Annotated in this window: 14 protein-coding genes and 1 tRNA gene; 4 read left to right on the top strand and 11 right to left on the bottom strand. The window is 52.3% G+C overall.

Annotated elements, in window-relative coordinates:
* Positions 1-143 precede the first annotated feature (143 nt).
* The gene (locus tag EL633_RS13345) at positions 144-890 is read left to right on the top strand and encodes a COG4705 family protein (RefSeq protein ID WP_371865560.1); all 747 of its coding nucleotides are present in this window, start codon (positions 144-146) and stop codon (positions 888-890) included.
* 118 nt (positions 891-1,008) lie between these two features.
* Here the strand turns inward: EL633_RS13345 and EL633_RS13340 are convergent.
* Positions 1,009-1,081: transfer RNA gene (locus tag EL633_RS13340), tRNA-Arg, on the bottom strand.
* 431 nt (positions 1,082-1,512) lie between these two features.
* On the opposite strand from EL633_RS13340, the gene sufB reads away from it, so the two are divergent.
* Positions 1,513-2,913, top strand: a complete 1,401-nt coding sequence (sufB, locus tag EL633_RS13335; protein ID WP_126627654.1) for a Fe-S cluster assembly protein SufB — start codon at positions 1,513-1,515, stop codon at positions 2,911-2,913.
* A gap of 95 nt (positions 2,914-3,008) precedes the next feature.
* On the opposite strand, the gene deoC is transcribed toward sufB, so the two are convergent.
* From deoC to EL633_RS13315, 4 genes are read right to left on the bottom strand one after another with little or no spacing between them, the layout of a single operon-like run.
* Entirely contained in the window at positions 3,009-3,731 is a 723-nt protein-coding gene (deoC, locus tag EL633_RS13330) for a deoxyribose-phosphate aldolase (protein ID WP_126627653.1), read from the bottom strand.
* 43 nt (positions 3,732-3,774) lie between these two features.
* Positions 3,775-5,457: an early set domain-containing protein gene (locus tag EL633_RS13325; RefSeq protein ID WP_126627652.1), complete on the bottom strand. Its 1,683-nt coding sequence runs from the start codon at positions 5,455-5,457 to the stop codon at positions 3,775-3,777.
* Between the two features lie 53 nt (positions 5,458-5,510).
* Positions 5,511-6,437, bottom strand: coding sequence for a ribokinase (gene rbsK, locus EL633_RS13320; protein ID WP_126627651.1), 927 nt, complete (start codon positions 6,435-6,437; stop codon positions 5,511-5,513).
* Between the two features lie 29 nt (positions 6,438-6,466).
* Positions 6,467-7,216 carry a DeoR/GlpR family DNA-binding transcription regulator gene (locus EL633_RS13315; RefSeq protein WP_126627650.1) on the bottom strand — a complete coding sequence of 250 codons (750 nt, stop codon included), beginning with the start codon at positions 7,214-7,216 and terminating at the stop codon, positions 6,467-6,469.
* A 181-nt stretch (positions 7,217-7,397) separates the two neighbouring features.
* On the opposite strand from EL633_RS13315, the gene EL633_RS13310 reads away from it, so the two are divergent.
* Together EL633_RS13310 and fni are read left to right on the top strand one after the other, a co-directional pair.
* Positions 7,398-7,865, top strand: a complete 468-nt coding sequence (locus EL633_RS13310; RefSeq protein ID WP_126627649.1) for a macro domain-containing protein — start codon at positions 7,398-7,400, stop codon at positions 7,863-7,865.
* Positions 7,866-8,042: 177 nt separating this feature from the next.
* Entirely contained in the window at positions 8,043-9,227 is a 1,185-nt protein-coding gene (gene fni, locus EL633_RS13305; protein WP_126627648.1) for a type 2 isopentenyl-diphosphate Delta-isomerase, read from the top strand.
* A 20-nt stretch (positions 9,228-9,247) separates the two neighbouring features.
* Here fni and EL633_RS13300 read toward each other — a convergent pair whose 3' ends face one another.
* From EL633_RS13300 to EL633_RS13275, 6 genes are all read right to left on the bottom strand, one after another.
* Complete coding sequence (locus EL633_RS13300) at positions 9,248-9,856, bottom strand: molybdenum cofactor guanylyltransferase (protein WP_281275910.1); 609 nt, start codon at positions 9,854-9,856, stop codon at positions 9,248-9,250.
* 27 nt (positions 9,857-9,883) lie between these two features.
* Positions 9,884-10,348 (bottom strand): hypothetical protein, encoded by a 465-nt coding sequence (locus EL633_RS13295; RefSeq protein ID WP_126627646.1) that lies wholly within the window; start codon positions 10,346-10,348, stop codon positions 9,884-9,886.
* A gap of 257 nt (positions 10,349-10,605) precedes the next feature.
* Positions 10,606-10,965: a hypothetical protein gene (locus EL633_RS13290; RefSeq protein WP_126627645.1), complete on the bottom strand. Its 360-nt coding sequence runs from the start codon at positions 10,963-10,965 to the stop codon at positions 10,606-10,608.
* A 186-nt stretch (positions 10,966-11,151) separates the two neighbouring features.
* Positions 11,152-12,939: a sensor histidine kinase gene (locus EL633_RS13285; RefSeq protein WP_161982125.1), complete on the bottom strand. Its 1,788-nt coding sequence runs from the start codon at positions 12,937-12,939 to the stop codon at positions 11,152-11,154.
* Between the two features lie 216 nt (positions 12,940-13,155).
* The gene (locus EL633_RS13280; protein WP_126627643.1) at positions 13,156-14,784 is read right to left on the bottom strand and encodes a molybdopterin-dependent oxidoreductase; all 1,629 of its coding nucleotides are present in this window, start codon (positions 14,782-14,784) and stop codon (positions 13,156-13,158) included.
* Between the two features lie 128 nt (positions 14,785-14,912).
* Entirely contained in the window at positions 14,913-16,364 is a 1,452-nt protein-coding gene (locus tag EL633_RS13275; RefSeq protein ID WP_126627642.1) for a glycosyltransferase 87 family protein, read from the bottom strand.
* Position 16,365: the final 1 nt, after the last annotated feature.

Below are 16,365 nucleotides of genomic sequence, written 5' to 3'. Positions count from 1 at the left end.
TAAAATTTTATTGTTTATAGAGAGGAGTAAATACATCTATGCGTAAAACTATCTTACAACGCCAATCAGTTACAGATACTGAAGCCAATATGTCCGACGGAGCGGCCGCTGGCAGGAGTGCCGCTCAACCTGTCAATCCCGCCATGCGCGCTCTGAAAAAGGTGCCAGAGATCACCGTCTTTTTCTGGATCATCAAATTACTGACCACCGCCATGGGAGAGGTAACCTCAGACTATTTAGCGCATCAGCTTGATCCAATCATCGCGGTCGCCATCGGAGGCATCGGTCTGGTCGCCGCCCTGGTCCTGCAGTTCTGGGTACGCCGCTATATACCATGGGTCTACTGGCTAGCCGTCGTCATGGTCGCCGTCTTCGGCACCATGGCCGCCGACGTCCTGCACGTTGGATTCGGAGTCCCCTATATTGCATCAACCGCCTTATTCCTGATTGCCCTGGCCATCATCTTTGCCGTCTGGTATAAAAGCGAGAAAACCTTATCCATCCATAGCATCTACACACGTCGCCGCGAACTCTTTTACTGGGCCACCGTCATCGCAACCTTCGCGCTCGGCACCGCCGCAGGCGACCTGACGGCGACAAACACCAGTCTGGGGTACCTATCCTCAGGCATCCTGTTCGCCATCCTGATCGCTCTACCCGCGCTCGCCTACTGGCTCCTCGGGCTCAACGAAATCCTCGCCTTCTGGCTCGCCTACATCCTTACCAGGCCGCTCGGAGCCTCATTCGCAGACTGGCTCGGCAAAGCACCTGACCAGGGCGGTATCGGCATCGGAACCGGCGTCGTCAGCCTGGTCCTGACCGCGTTGATCGTGATCCTCGTAGGCTATCTGACCGTTACCCATAAGGACGTTGAGCCTGAAACACGTTAACGTGTGGATGGGTGTGAAAAAAGAAGTGGATATAGTCGACATAAGGATATGCATAAAAAGTTGTGAGACCAATAACTAACCAATGTGACGTGGATTAACAGGGGGATCCATAAAAAAGCGCGCCCAGCAGGGTTCGAACCTGCGGCCAACCGCTTAGAAGGCGGTTGCTCTATCCACTGAGCTATGGGCGCGTGCAATGTAGGATGAGGGTCATCCTGTGTGTTTCATCATAACAAGGATGATTGTGTACTGTCAAGTACTTTTCGTCATGATTTTTGGCTGGTGGTTGCGCCTGGCGACTCGCCGCACGGGTGGTTTTGGTCTGCGCTCCTTTGTGCTATACTAGCGATTATCATCACGGGCCTCCTCTGCGCATATCCTCATAGCTTCATCGTGCCGCTCTGGCTCTCTTCAGCGCCGATGATATGGGGTGGTAGAAGGGGCAGATTGAGCTCAAAGCAGGGGGATACGGCTCAGTGAGAGCGTGTTCCGCCTTGACATAGCTGAAAAAAGCACCTATAATAACAATTAAATCCGAGTTCAGAAGTAAGGATTAAATAACCAGGAAAGCAAGCGGCTTTCTTTGTACTCAGATAGAATCAGCCAGCAAGTGGAGTGAGTCATGAGTCAAGCATTTGAATTGGAACAGGGTAACTACAGTGCTGGGTTCCATGTAAAAGAAAATTATACATACAAGTCCGAGCGTGGACTGACCCGCAAGGTCGTCGAACAGATTTCCGAGATGAAGGGCGAACCCAGTTGGATGCGAGACTTCCGCCTCAAGAGCCTCGATCTCTATGAGAAGCGTCCAATGCCCACCTGGGGAGCTGATCTGTCGGGTATTGATTTCGACAATATCTTTTATTATATTAAGCCGGTCGCTCAGCAGGGCAAGAACTGGGATGATATTCCCCCAGAAATTAAAGATACCTTTGATCGCCTCGGTATTCCTCAGGCTGAGCAGAAGTATCTGGCCGGTGTGACGGCCCAGTATGAGAGTGAGGCCGTCTATCACAAGGTGCGCGAGGATCTTGAGAAGCTCGGTGTTATCTTCACTGATATGGATACCGCTCTGCGTGAATATCCAGATATCATTAAAGAGCACTTTGGTTCGATCATTCCACCTTCTGATAATAAGTTCGCATCCTTGAATAGCGCGGTCTGGAGTGGTGGTAGCTTCGTCTATGTGCCACGGAACGTGCGTGTTGAGGTGCCTCTCCAGGCATACTTCCGCATTAATGCTCAGAATATGGGCCAGTTCGAGCGTACGCTGATTATCGCCGAGCCAGGTTCGTATGTACATTATGTTGAGGGTTGTACCGCACCAAGCTATACCAGTGATAGCCTGCACAGTGCCGTTGTAGAGATTAAAGCCATGGAAGGTGCCCGTGTTCGTTACACGACCATCCAGAACTGGTCCAAGAACGTGTACAACCTGGTCACCAAGCGTGCGGCCGCGTATCGCGACGCCACCATGGAATGGGTTGATGGCAACCTGGGATCCAAAGTCACCATGAAGTATCCGGCCGTCCTCTTGATGGAGCCAGGCGCCCGTGGTGATGTGTTGTCGGTCGCCTTCGCGAACGATGGCATGCATCAGGATGCCGGCGCGAAGATCACCCACCTGGCCCCACACACGACCTCACAGATCCTGTCGAAGTCGGTTTCAAAGGGCACAGGTCGTTCCTCCTATCGTGGACTGGTCCGTATCAATCCAGGCGCGCATCACACCAAGTCAAGTGTCCGTTGTGACGCACTCTTGTTGGATGAGAACGCTCGAACAGATACCTATCCAACCATCCGCGTTGAAGAGAACCAGACCGAGATCGGCCACGAGGCCACCGTCTCCAAAGTCGGCGAAGATCAGCTCTTCTACCTGATGAGCCGTGGTCTGGATGAGTCCGAGGCCTACTCACTCATCGTCAACGGTTTCATTGAGCCAATCACCAAAGAGCTCCCAATGGAATATGCCGTTGAACTGAACCGCCTGATCCAGTTGGAGATGTCCGGTAGCGTGGGTTAGTCGGTGAGCGGTCCATACCGTTTATTCACACGAAACCAACAGAAAAGAGCTTCCCATTATGGGGAGCTCTTTTTTTTAGGAATGTGTGGGTGCTATTAGTATTCATGTGTTGGTGTGCTGGTACTCTCCTCAGTGATGCCGTCGCAGATCGCGGCTGTAGACGTATAATTGACGCCCAGGCGCTGGCAGCCCATGGCGATAAAGCGTAGGGCCTTCTGTGTGTCGCGCACGCCACCGGATGCTTTTACCTTGATCTTTCCCTGGGCGGCTTCGAGCATGGCCGTTACCGCCTCTTCCGTGGCTCCAGGACCATTAAAGCCGGTGGAGGTCTTGACGAAGTCTGCTCCGACACGCTGCGCGCTGGTGGTGGCCTGTGTGATCTGGTCCAGGGTGAGCATGCTGGTTTCAAGGATGACTTTGAGCACGACCCCGGCGGGACTGGTGATGGCGTGGACCGCCTGTATATCTTCTTCAACCTCTTTCCAGAGCGCGGACCTGATGTAGCTGTAGTTGACGACCATATCGATCTCTTTGACGCCCAATGTGACGTAGTGCTTTGCCTCCTCGGCTTTAAGCACGGCTGGCAGTACGCCATGTGGAAAGCCCAGGACACAGCAGACGTCGGTCTCGCTGCCCGCGCACAGGTCGAGGGCCAGTTCGATATCGCATGGCCTGACACAGACGGTACGCACCTTATACTCGACGCCGAGTTTGATGGCGTCAATAGCTTCCGTATGGGTCAACTCAGGTTTTAAGACTGCATGATCAAGGTAGCGATTTATCTGATCAATATGGCGATTAATCTGGATCTGACTCATAACATCCTCTTTATTTTCCTGAAAATAACATAACAACATTCTCTTACTTCAAGCCGTCGCTATAGACCTTGTTCTCGCGTAGCATGGTCAGTGCGCTCACCCAGCCCGCGCTATGGGGAATCCAGTCTTCATCGGTGAAGAGCCATGGACCATCGGCCTCGCGGGTCGGCTCGACGGCCAGTTTAAATTGCGGATTGACCGAGAAACCATTGGGAATACTCCCCTTGATCTCGGCCCAGCAGCCCGTATAGCGTGTCCCGATCCCATAGATCTGACTATAGGGGAGGGCCACGCCAGGCTCTATCTCGTCCCGCCAGAACGTACAGCCGTCGAAGGACTGTTGCGTGATCCCGGCATGCAGGCCCGCGATCCACTGGATATTCCCCACGGCGATATTTCTGAAGGCTCGATCACCGGTAAACGCCTCTAGCTTTGTGGCCAGTGTAGAGGCAAAGGCGATCGAGGTATTGATGCCATGCCAGGGTCCACAAAAGACCAGTAGTCCCTGGTCCTTGAAATATCCCTCCGGCAAAAGATAGAAAGGATTTTGACTACAGGCCGGCAGAAAATAGCCATAGGCAAAATTCTTGATGGCCTCACGCCATCGCGAGACATCTGGATGGTCATACCAGCGTTTGGTCATTTCGATCAGCCCGACAAGATAGGAGGGAAACGTTCCTCCGGTATCGTGGCCGACATGATGGTGGATATTGGCTTTTTCAGTAAAATCACAGTGCTCGAACGTATAGAAATGGCCATAGAAGTCTCCTTCAGGCCGCTCCGCTGGCACCTGTCTCTGGAGGACCTGTTGCGCCATCTGGATGACCGCGTCTTTGTACTGTAAGATCCCCGAGGCCCAGAGTTCAACGCCTCCCCAGATCATCATCAACAAATCTCTGGTCATCCATTCATCGGGCACCTGGAAATTGGCGGGCGCGCCATGATTGAGATGAGAAAATCCTTCCGGTCCCGCTGGTTGCGTGTGCAAGAGATACTCAAAAGCCATGGTGGCGCGTTGAAGATAGGCATCGCTCCGCTCAGGATCGATCTCGCTGATCAGTCTTGAGGTACGTGTTAACGCCACCACGGATTGCGCCACATCTCCGGGTATCACCAGCATATGATTAGGAATCTCATGGATGATGGCTCCCTTTGGCAGGCCGATCCGTTCAGCTTTATCCTGACAGGACGCGATGTAGTCGCAGCCAACCATCAACTGTCTGGCCAGCCGTTCGACATCAGGCGCGCTCAGCCAGTGGAAGCCTGTATTCATCAGATCGCACAATCCAATGACGCAGGTGGCATGGCTATTGAGTTCACGCCATTCCGAGCCACAATCCTTCCAGCCGCGCTGATTGCGAGCCAGGCGGGCCCGCTCCTCCAGCTGTTCAAGTGCGACCGTCTGGATGGTCTCATCCCACAGCAGATTTCTGGCTACTTTAATGGGCTCACTCTTACATAGTTCATCGGTACCGACTTTGACACAAATCAGATATTCGCCCGCGCAATCCAGCTCTGAAAAATCCAGCTCCCACCATGTACTCCGCCAGAGCTCTCCCCAATAGCTGACCTTTTTTTGTAGTACAACCCTACCCGTGGTATTATCGATAATCTCAAAGAGCGCGCCCTCAGGTACATAGGCAGGATTGGTGCTACGGATCAGTGCTCGCATAGGATCTTTCAGATCATAGCCAATTTGCGAATAGAGTAAACCTGTAACATCCATGTTCTGCTCTCCCTTTTTCTAAAAACTGTCCTATCCATGATTTCGCGCCCTCGCTATACTCCCTGGGTGGTCAGGAATGCCCGCACCTGTTCCAGTGTCGGCATCCCGTTCTGGGCACCCACCACCGTGGTTGAGAGTGCCGCCACCGCGTTCGCGAACTTGATACTGGCGAGCGTACTTTCACCTTGAGCCAGCGCATAGGCAAAACCGGCATTAAAAGAATCCCCGGCCGCCGTTGTGTCGACCACATTGACCGTGTAGCCCTTGATATGCTCAAAGCTAGCCGCTGTACACAGATACGCGCCGTGTTTGCCGGCCTTGGCAATGACGGTACTGGCCCCCTTCCCTACCAGGAACAGAGAGGCCGTTTGAAAGTCGTCAGGATGCTCGATCGCTATACCAGTCAGTTGTGCCAGTTCCGTCTCATTCGGGGTCACATAGTCTACATATTCCAGCATGTCCTTGTGATAGTAGGTTGTGGGAGCAGGATCAAGGATCAGCGTCTTCTTCAATGCCTTCAGCTTTTTCATGGCATATAAGTTGGTCTCCAAAGGGATCTCCAATTGAAAGAGAAAGATGTCGCAGGCCGCGATAGCCTCCCAATGGCGCTCAATCATCGGGATATCTACCTTCTCATTGGCACCCGAGTAGACAAATAACAGGTTATCGCCATGTTTATCCACCGCCACCACGGCCGTACCCGGAAACATATCCTTCTCGATCTCGACGCTATCGCAGTGTATATGATGAGCTTTCAGCACCTCAAGATAGCTTGGCCCATAAAAGCGGTCCCCCAGTTTACCGATCATCCTGACATCAGCACCTAACTTACCCAGCGCAACCGCCTGATTGCCGCCTTTTCCGCCCCCCACAAAGACATCAAAGGTATTACTAAATACCGTTTCGCCTACTGTTGGCAGGCGGTCAGTGGTCGTAATAATATCTATATTAAAGCTTCCTATCACACAGATCTTCTTCATACTCGACTCCCTCCGTTATTCCTATGACATCAGGACGCAGGCACCACCGTATATTGCGCAAAGTTTTCCAATAGTTCATGATAGGCATCAGTAATAATCGCGCATTCCTGAAGCTCAAAAACCTTACAGAACGTCGTCACCTCCGCCTTAGAGCTATCCATCAAGAGAAACATCTCCTTACTCTGTTGTTTTACCAACTGTTTCTTACGCGCCTCTCTATAATCAGGAGTATTGACGCCTCCCTGGCGAGAGAAGCCATTGGCCCCCACAAACGCCTTGTCGAAGGACATGGAAGAGAGGAGACTTTCCGTAATCGAGCCAACAATCGAGCTTGTATTCATCACCACCTCCCCACCCAGCACGATACAGGTGATGCCCTCATCATGAATCATCGTCAGCAGACTGGCACTCGACGTCACGATCGTAATCTTTTTCCCCCGCAGATCCTTGATCATCGGCAGCACGGTCGTACTCGAATCCATATAGATAACATCCCCCTCATCGACCAGCGAAGCGGCATAGCTAGCAATCTTCTCTTTACGATCCTGATGCAGCGTCAACTTATCATCAATCGGCAAATCTATCGTCGAGCCAACCTTCAGTTTGGCCGCGCCACCATGGAGCAACGTGATATAGCCAGTTTCCGCCAGCATCTTCAAATCTCTACGCAACGTAGACTCAGACGTATCCTCCAACAACTCCAGCAACTGCGGAATATAAATAATCTCTCTCTGACTAACAATTTCAAGAATCTTTTCACGCCTCACATAAGGGATCATAGAAAATGCTACCTTCTTCCAAACATAAATAATCCTACCTGTCCTACACCTGTGATATAAATAATACAAGCACCGTCATCCAATGTCAAATATTTTCAAAAATTGTCATCAATTTTAATATCCTTCTATGTTATGATGGAGCGCGTTATAATTATACGTATTTCAATTATGAGGGGGGATTATGATGGCAACCATTCAGTATGCAACGGGTGATATCTTCTCATCGTCGGCTCAGGTGCTTGTTAATCCTGTGAATTGCCAGGGGATCATGGGAAAAGGACTGGCGTTAGCCTTTAAGCAGCGCTATCCAGCTATGTTTCGCACCTATCAACAAGAGTGCCAGAGCGGCCTGTTACGTATCGGCCAGCCCACACTATACACCCAGAGCACACCCTGGATCTTAAATTTTCCGACCAAAGACGCCGTGCGTGCTAATTCTAAGCTTGAATATATTGAAAAAGGCCTGCACTATCTCGTTGCCCATTACCATACGCTCAATATTCACAGCATCGCATTCCCCAAACTCGGAGCCGGCTATGGTCGTCTCAGATGGGAACAAGTGGGTCCTCTCATGGCCCGTTACCTCAACCAGCTCGATATTCCCGTTACCATCTACCTCACCGAAAACGACCAGCAATACCAGCCATAAAGTATTTCCAGCTTTGTTACGCTCATTTGAGAGGGAGGATGCCATGTATTCTTTGGCAAGAGCAACAGCGTATTAAAATATCCGGGGAATTTCGTTCGTCATAGTGTGTGTGTACCTTATGTTGAGGTCATGAACGTCACAGTAGTAAGTAGCTAGAAGAAAGGACCGTTTGCACCTATGGCGGACGAAGTCAAACAACGTAAAATTGAACATGTGAATATTGCTTTGGAGCGCGATGTGTCGGCACCTCAGCGCGCTGGCTGGAGCGATGTCCAGTTTGTCCATCAGGCTCTACCTGAGGTGGATCTGGATGCGATTGATCTTAGTACCACTTTTCTGGGACAGCCGTTGCGCTATCCTATTTTTATGTCTTCGCTGACGGGTGGTCATCCGGATGTGGTGAATATTAATCGCAATCTGGCACGGGCCGCTGAACATTATGGGTTGGCTATGGGGGTGGGGAGTCAACGCGCCGCTATATTGAATCCTGATCTGGCTGAGAGCTATACGGTGGTGCGTGAGACGGCTCCGAGTGCTTTTTTGATCGCCAATATTGGTGCTCCACAGTTGATCCAGCAGGCCGATCATAGTCCGTTTACGCTTGAACAGGTTCAGCGCGCGATTAAGATGATTAAGGCAAATGCTCTGGCGATACATATGAATAGTTTGCAGGAGGCCGCTCAGCCTGAGGGGGATCGCAATGCGTTTGGTGAGGTGGAAGCCATCAAGCAGTTGGTGCAACAGATGGAGTTGCCTGTGATTGCAAAGGAGACCGGGGCGGGCGTCAGTCGTGAGCAGGCTCTACTCTTGCGTTCCTGTGGGGTCTCGGCCATCGATGTCGGTGGGGCCGGCGGTAGTAGCATGTCGGCGATGGAGGCGGCTCGCTCTGAATCGCGGGGCGATGAGCGTACGATGAATATTGGTCTCCTCTATCGTGACTGGGGGATTCCGACGCCGATCTCGGTGATCGAGGCTGGTACGGCCAACCTACCATTGATCTCTACTGGTGGTGTTCGCAGCGGTTTGGATGCCGCACGAGCGCTGGCTCTTGGCGCAACTCTGGTTGGCATTGGTTTTCCGCTCTTGAAGGCGGCCAGTGAGAGTTATGAGAAGGTCTGTGAAGTCATTGAGAGCACGGTAGCGCAGCTTAAGGTGGCGATGCAGCTAAGTGGTGCTAGCAATCTTGTCCAGCTACGTGAGACCGATGTGGTGGTCACTGGGGCCAGTCGAGAATGGTTGTCGTTGCGTGGCTTTGATGATGAGCTAAAGACTATGGCACAGCGGCGCTGGCGGCGTATCCAGCAACTGGTTCAACAGGATACGCCAGAAGAGCCGATCGCCTATCGCTATAATCAAATATAGTTCAGGTGAGGGGTCTCGGCCTATGAAGAATAAAAGGATAATTCTTCTGGAGTATTTACATTCACAAACGAGCGCAATTGCGGATCTACAGTTCGCAGTTGCGCTTCTTTAATTGGTAGCACTGGTACGAGTGCCAACAGCGAACGAGGGTCGCGTCTCCCTTCCCGCAGGCGCTGCTCAATCCATGGCAGGACACTCTGCGGATAGAGCGCCAGGAGTACCTGTGGCACATCGTCTACCATTGGCATCACAACCTTGTCTGGCTGGGCCTGCGATAAGAGAAAGGTCAGGAGGGCGGGCTGAACAAAGGGCATGTCTACGGCGGTCACTACAGCCTGAGGCGTCGTCATTGCGCGCAGGCCGCTATAGAGTCCCATTAAAGGACCAACATGGGGAGTGAGGTCGGTGATCACACGGATAGGAGAGGGGAGGTGAGGGAGATAGAGATCCGCTTGCGGCTGGTCACGAGCAACCAGTATGACTTCCCGGCAAACTGAGGAGAGTAAGGTTGCCAGATGAGAGACAAAGGTCATAGTTTGTGCGCCAGGTAGGGGCAGAAGCGCTTTATCACGTCCCATGCGGGAACTCTGCCCCCCGGCGAGGATAATTCCTGTTGTCGTGTCAGACATCATACCTGTTAAAGAGAGGTGCTAGAACTAGCGTGATGCTGTACGAGCTTTACGTTTGCTGCCTTTAGGTATGTATTGCCGACGGCGCTGGTAGGCCTCGTAGTTAGCACGCTCAGCCGGATATTTGCGGACCAGGTATACAATCCAGGTCACCGCCCATATGGCCAGTGAGAGCAACCAGAGGTAACGCCAGACACGCCAGGAAAAGAAATAACCATCCAGCAAGACACGGGCACCGATAAGTGGTAGGCCAATAAAACAGATTACGGCAAACCAACCCAGGTAGCGGTCATACATGTATTTGAGGAGCGGCTTGCTACGCACGAAGCGCTTACGACCCTCAACTGAGTAATAGAATGTGATTAGCAGGCCGACAAGACAAAAAATAAGCCAGGGCCAGAGAAAATGAAAGGTTTCCGCGGATGGCAGATTGCCATTTGATCCAGCCGTTATTGGATCTTCAAAGAGCCACCGAAACAAGTTAGTGCCCATAAAGCACAACTCCCTTCTTCAGGTATCAACACAGTACGATTGCCACCCATAATAGCATGGATAAGAGCATGCGTCTAGAGTTAATAACCGTCGAAATACACGAATTATCCCAACAGTTATAGAGGGCCAATTGCTCAAAACGCGCGCAATCCTCTATAACCATCATACACCCGGCCAGGCTATACCTGAAAAATAGGGTGCTATGTATGGACCTGGTTGGCAACCCTTCTGTGTGCGATGAATACCTATCCTTTTATTTACCAGTGCTTGGGATGTGCAGAAACGACAACGGGAGGTGTCGGGACTGCTTTCTGCGTACACGTACACTGGGGCTTCTGGGCTGGCGCTGCTGGCTGGGGCTGTTGAGCCTGTTGGGCGGGCTGGGCTGGCGCTGCCTGTTGCTGTGGTTGTTGGGCGGGCTGGGCCTGATTTTTTCCTGTTGCCGGTGTGGCGGGAAGCGTCGGCGCTGCTGGACTTGTCACCGGAGCCGATTGGGTTGTGGCTGGTGTGGGAGAGGAAGATGCACGTAACGATTGTCCCCAAAAAAACGCAAACACTCCGAGAGCGACTGCGGTTACTACCAATGTAATTGCGGCGATCTTGAACTGCTTTGACATACCTGATATACTCCTCAATCAAAAAGAAACAGGACTTCTGCTCCTCTCTCTCCATAGTATAGAATTGTTTCGATGCTCACGCTCATCATAGTGAAAAAATAGGAGTATCTTCTTGTTTCTTTTTCATAATCTTAACCTGATCACACCAATTATCAACATAAATTCTATTGACTCAGCAACCTCTGATCACTCCACTTCCCCTGTAGGCAGTGACCCGCTTGCAGAACAGGGCAACGTAAACCAGAATGTCGTCCCGTGTCCAACATTGCTTTCGACTCCGACACGACCATGATGGCGGTCAATGAGCGCCTGGCACAGATAGAAGCTTAAACCCAGGCTCAGATCCAGTTCATGCTGTACAGCGCTTCCTTTGCCGCGATAGAAGCGCTCCCAGAGGTGAACCTGTTCTTCTATAGGAATGCCCTCTCCCTCGTCATGGACTGAGATTCGTGCCACGGCATCCTCAACCTGCACCCGTACCGTCACTGATTGCCCCGCCGGAGAATGGGTAAGCGCATTCGTCAGGTAGATAGAGAGCACCTGAGTGATGCGTTCAGCATCGGCCATAATGGGAATCGTCGCGGCTGTCGTCAGGTTCTCCAGCGTGATAGTCTGATCAGGCGCAGCTTGTTGCTTGCTCGTCACAACTGCCTGGATCAGAGCCAAGAGATCACATGGTTTCAGAGACAGCGTCAGGGTGTTGGCCTGGATACGGGTATCATCGATCATATCTTGAATCATCCGTTCCTGAATCCGAGCGCTGGCCACGGCTTCGGCTAAGGGTTCCTCAGCCTGCGCAATCTGCTCGTTTGCGGGGGAAGTCTGCCCGGAAATCTGAAGCTTCACCTTCGCTAAGCGGCGCTGCGCTAATTGCAGATTGCCTTTGATTCCCGTCAGAGGAGTGCGCAATTCATGACTGGCCAGGGTCAGTAATTCATTAATGAGATGATGTACTTCATGCTCCACGAGTGTGCGGGTCTGCTGCCCCGTCCGTCTATGCAAGCAGCTGAGATATTGGATGATCAGCAGGGCTTGTGCGGCCACCGCTCTCACCAATTCCACCTCCTCCTGTGAATAATAACTATCCCAACCAGCTTTATAAATGACGATCGCCCCAACTAATTGCTGCTCGATCAATAGTGGAATGCCCAGGATAGTTGCTGGAGTGATTAAATCTTGCGGGAAGTCCTTCGGAACACGCAGACGATCCGTTGAGATAATCACCTCCTGATCAGCACAAAGCTGATCATGGATCCTTTTGTCGGTAAAATCTGAATAGATAAAGCGTCCGTCTACGCCCCGACGCCCTTCTTCTTGTTCAGGAGTGAAGCCACTGCCTATGGCATGGTAAATACGTAGCGTCTGAGGTTCAAGCGCAAGCAGACTCACACGCCAACAATTGAGCACCTGGCGAATCATATCCACCAGCTGTTTGGCTACAAAAAGCATGGGAGGTGATAAAAGGGGCGTTTCTTGAGAAAAGGTAAAATCAATATTGGCAGGAATATTGGAAATAGCTGTGTTCAAAGCCCGCACAGCTTGCTGGACACGTTGAAGGTGGAGCGCTTTTTGATAATGGGGGGAGATGTGGTGGAATACCAGAATGGTACCAATTAGCTGCTGGTGCGCATCCAACAGGAGTGAACAACATAAGTTGAGTGAGAACGTCCATCCGGAAGGTAGGCGGAGCATAATTGTTTGTTCGCACGCACCGCTTACAGCCATCTCATCAAGGGAGAGGCTCTGAAGCCACGACGCGAGAGCGATGGGGTGTTGCTGCTCGTCACTGAGCGTATAGTGCTGCAACAACTCCCGTAAGGGCTTTCCTTGCCAGCGAAGTTCAGAGGACAGCTCCAAGAGCTTGAGAGCTGGAGCATTGATATGTAGGATGCTTCCTTCCTGGTCACAAACCACGACTGCGTCCGGTAATGAAGCAAAAATAGCTTCAAAAAGGACGCCAGGCTGCATGGACATCTCTCTTCCTTTCTCTTTCTCTGTGATTAAGCTCTTAGCTTTTGCGTTACATAACCTGCCAGGCATTGAAAATTGGAAGAAGCTATTAAACATATCATACATACTCAGGCAAAGGGATTCCCAACGTGTCAGTTGCGCACTCCCGAACCAGATAAGAGAAAGGCATCCATGAGAGATACATTCTTCACGGATGCCTTCTTGTTAGTGCGATGATATTTACATGACAGTAATCTTGACGCGAGAGAAGCCGGTTGCTCCGTTGGGGACGGTGCCTTGACGGCGCGAGGTCTGGACGGCTCCGGTGCCGTCGGTGGCGCGTACGGTCAGGGTGTAGTCTCCGGCGCGGGTTGGCTGCCAGGTGGATTTCCAGAAGACCCAGCTATCCTTGGAGGTTGGGGGCTCCAGGGTGGCGTCTTTCCAGGTGGTTCCAGCGTCAGTACTGACTTCGACCCGCTGGATGCCACGGTTACCGGCGAAGGCGATACCGGTCATGGGAACGCTGTCACCGGCGCGAATAGGAATATCGCGGTATGGGAGGTCAATACGGCTCATGGTATGCAGGACGCCATTGTACCAGCCCTGGGCCGAGTAGAGTCCATCGGTAAATTCCTGGCTGAAGTCGATGCGGGTCAGCCACTTGGGATTCTCTTCCCCATAGCGACCGGGAATGAGGATGCGTAGAGGATAGCCGTGGCGTCTGGGCAATACGGCACCGTTCATGTTCCAGGCTAATAGAGGGTCAGCATCGAGGACCTCTTTCAGTGGGAGGGTGGTATTGAAGCCGTCAATACAATAAAAGCCGATGTAGCGAGCATTTGACTGGGCACCACCATGCTGATCGAGCAGGGTACGCAATGAGACGCCATGCCAGATGGCATTCCCGATCAGGTGGTCGTTCTCACCATTGGCAATACACTCCAGCGTAATCGCCCGTGAGGTGGAGGGAAGCTTCTGGAGCTCGTCATAGCTATAACTTCCCGGCTTATTGAGCAATCCAGTGAGCTCCAGTCGCCAGAGAGCAACGTTGGGATCGGGATCAACCGGATTCTGGGTCACGACGTAGTGATCGTTATTCGGGGTAATCTGGGGGATGATATGTTTGGGAAACGCTGTTTTCATACCATCATAAGCGGTATAATCGCTCACGTATTTCTGGATCGCCCCCCACGTGCCCAGTCCCGCACCAACACCTAACGCGACCACACCACCACGGGCCAGCAATTGCCGCCGCTGCGCCACCGCGACATCAGCCGTAGCGACAGGCCGCTTTGGTAATAAGGCCCGGAATCCCAGACATAAAACAAGGCCATAGACCACAAAATCAAGCAATAATCCCAGGATGGTTAAAATGCGGGCAGTCGTATAAGGCCAACCGAGAAAGTTTTGCGGCAACTCCCTCCAGAAAAGGATGGTCGCAACGAGGGTCATAGCCAGGGCAATAGCCAGTCCAACCAGCCACTCACGACGTCCAGGGCGATAGCCATTGGCTGGTAGCTTTATGCGGACGGCCAGGGCATAGAGCAATCCGAGCACTGTCCCGAGGGCGATCATGCCAAGTAGGGCCAGACCCAGCGGATAGGTTTTCTTTGAGTAGGTTGCCAGCAGGCGAATAAATGTGTCAACGTTAATATGCTTGAGTGTAAAATCGCCGAACATCTCTACAGGTGTAGGTATACCAGCCAATAAGCGTAGCAGGCCCATAACTAAAGTGGCACATAAGCTGGCAGCCAGACCAGCAATCAGGGCCCACACAGCGGACAACAACAGCGTCCGCGTGTTCGAGAAACCTCCGGGTGGAGTCGCCGGCGTTTCTTGCCTTCTCGGAGTTGACTTTATATCGGACATAATTCACTTTCTTTCTGCCATCGTGAATACATGATTTCTTTTCCCCGCCATGATAGAAAGTTGCAGGCCTGTCAATCTCTATCATGGCATCCATCAGTGTCACGTCACATGTTCCTGATTTTTACATTTTAATGAGCCAACAAATTCTGAGCTCGCCGATCGCTACGCCGCCGTAAGAAAGCCAATAATACAGCCAGTCCTAGAAGCAAGAGTGTTACACCATAGACCGCCAGGTAATACCAGGTCCAGTCTGATGCGTTGGCGAGGATGTAGCCCAGGATGCTGGTCACACAGAGATACCAGAGCGCGATCATGGCAAGCCCACGACTACTCCAGCCGCGTGCACGCGTCCAGGGGGCCTCGATCAGGAGGGCGATGCCAAGTAACAGGACGGAGAGGTACCAGGGGAAGACATGGGTAGAGATCAGGAAGATGACGCCGAATAAGATGAGCAGCGCCGCCTCCATCGATAGGCGCTCTTGCAAGCGCCTGCGCCAGATCCATAGCGAGACCGAACCAACCAGGAGGAGATCCACAATATAGGTAACCTGTAGCGGCATGCCGGTCTGTACGCTGATCCAGTGGAGGAAGAGGGCCAGGGGACCACCATTGGTCGCGCCTACCTCACTGGCATAGGTGGCAAAGAAGCCCAGGATCTGACCATTTCCCAGGATCAGATAGGGGATATAAGAAACAACAATTGTGACCAGGAAGGTGACGAGCAGGCCCCAGTCGCGTCTCCCACGCCAGACGACAACCAGGAGCAACAAGGGATAGAGCTTGGTCATGGTCGCGATGGCCAGGAGGAAGCCTGTAAGGATACGCGCCCCCTTGCGTGAGCTTTGCGCACAGACAATGGTGAGCAGGATAAAGGTGATCATCAGGGCATCCAGATGGCCCTGGATGGCGTATTCAATGATCGGTAAGGGACACCAGGCGTAGAGCATGCAGCGCGCGGGGTCCATGCCTTTACGCAGCAGGAGCAGCGCCAGGGCCGCTGTTGAGACCAGATCACAGAGGATAAATATGCACTTGAGAACAACGAGATTTCCCGGTGCGAGGAGATAGCTGAACAGGTAGAATCCCTGGGCCGCTGGCGGATAGATGGTCGGGGAACCACGGAAGCGGCTATTACTGTACAGGAAGTCGCGTAAATGGAGGAAGAGAGGATGGTTGGGTGGATAGACGTAGGGACTGAAGCCGTTGAGCGTGACACGCGCATCCCATAGATAACGCCATGAATCGTGCGACAGGTTGGGGTCCTGATGCACCAGTTGGGCACGCAGAACCAGAGCTCCGACCAGGATGAGCGCGATCTCACGCCAGCGTCGACGCCCTACGGGGGCACGCGTGGTAAGGATCAAGATACAGGCGGCCAGATAGGGGAGAAAGCTGATCAGCCAGAAAACGATGAAGGGGCTGCTATCAGTGTCTATGGGCGTAATCACCACCGACAGAAAGATGTTATAGCCGATCGCGATCAGTAACAGGAAGCATAACAAGGGAAAACGCCATGTATCCCCAAACGAGGAGGATACATGGCGCCTGTCCGTCAATGCTGGAAGGTCTAGCGTTGGCATT

The sequence above is a fragment of the Dictyobacter alpinus genome, assembly GCF_003967575.1.
In the GTDB taxonomy this organism is placed as follows: Bacteria; Chloroflexota; Ktedonobacteria; order Ktedonobacterales; family Ktedonobacteraceae; genus Dictyobacter; species Dictyobacter alpinus.
The sequence above is the reverse complement of the archived record's forward strand: the minus strand, read 5'-3'. Positions and strand labels throughout refer to the sequence as shown.

Excerpts from the sequence above, each read along its gene's own strand:
- EL633_RS13285 (WP_161982125.1), bottom strand. The coding sequence starts at position 12,939 with ATGTCCATGCAGCCTGGCGTCCTTTTTGAAGCTATTTTTGCTTCATTA.
- EL633_RS13325 (WP_126627652.1), bottom strand. The coding sequence starts at position 5,457 with ATGGATGTTACAGGTTTACTCTATTCGCAAATTGGCTATGATCTGAAA.
- fni (WP_126627648.1), top strand. The coding sequence starts at position 8,043 with ATGGCGGACGAAGTCAAACAACGTAAAATTGAACATGTGAATATTGCT.
- EL633_RS13345 (WP_371865560.1), top strand. The coding sequence starts at position 144 with ATGCGCGCTCTGAAAAAGGTGCCAGAGATCACCGTCTTTTTCTGGATC.
- EL633_RS13310 (WP_126627649.1), top strand. The coding sequence starts at position 7,398 with ATGATGGCAACCATTCAGTATGCAACGGGTGATATCTTCTCATCGTCG.
- sufB (WP_126627654.1), top strand. The coding sequence starts at position 1,513 with ATGAGTCAAGCATTTGAATTGGAACAGGGTAACTACAGTGCTGGGTTC.
- EL633_RS13280 (WP_126627643.1), bottom strand. The coding sequence starts at position 14,784 with ATGTCCGATATAAAGTCAACTCCGAGAAGGCAAGAAACGCCGGCGACT.
- rbsK (WP_126627651.1), bottom strand. The coding sequence starts at position 6,437 with ATGAAGAAGATCTGTGTGATAGGAAGCTTTAATATAGATATTATTACG.
- EL633_RS13315 (WP_126627650.1), bottom strand. The coding sequence starts at position 7,216 with ATGATCCCTTATGTGAGGCGTGAAAAGATTCTTGAAATTGTTAGTCAG.
- EL633_RS13275 (WP_126627642.1), bottom strand. The coding sequence starts at position 16,364 with ATGCCAACGCTAGACCTTCCAGCATTGACGGACAGGCGCCATGTATCC.
- deoC (WP_126627653.1), bottom strand. The coding sequence starts at position 3,731 with ATGAGTCAGATCCAGATTAATCGCCATATTGATCAGATAAATCGCTAC.
- EL633_RS13290 (WP_126627645.1), bottom strand. The coding sequence starts at position 10,965 with ATGTCAAAGCAGTTCAAGATCGCCGCAATTACATTGGTAGTAACCGCA.
- EL633_RS13295 (WP_126627646.1), bottom strand. The coding sequence starts at position 10,348 with ATGGGCACTAACTTGTTTCGGTGGCTCTTTGAAGATCCAATAACGGCT.
- EL633_RS13300 (WP_281275910.1), bottom strand. The coding sequence starts at position 9,856 with ATGTCTGACACGACAACAGGAATTATCCTCGCCGGGGGGCAGAGTTCC.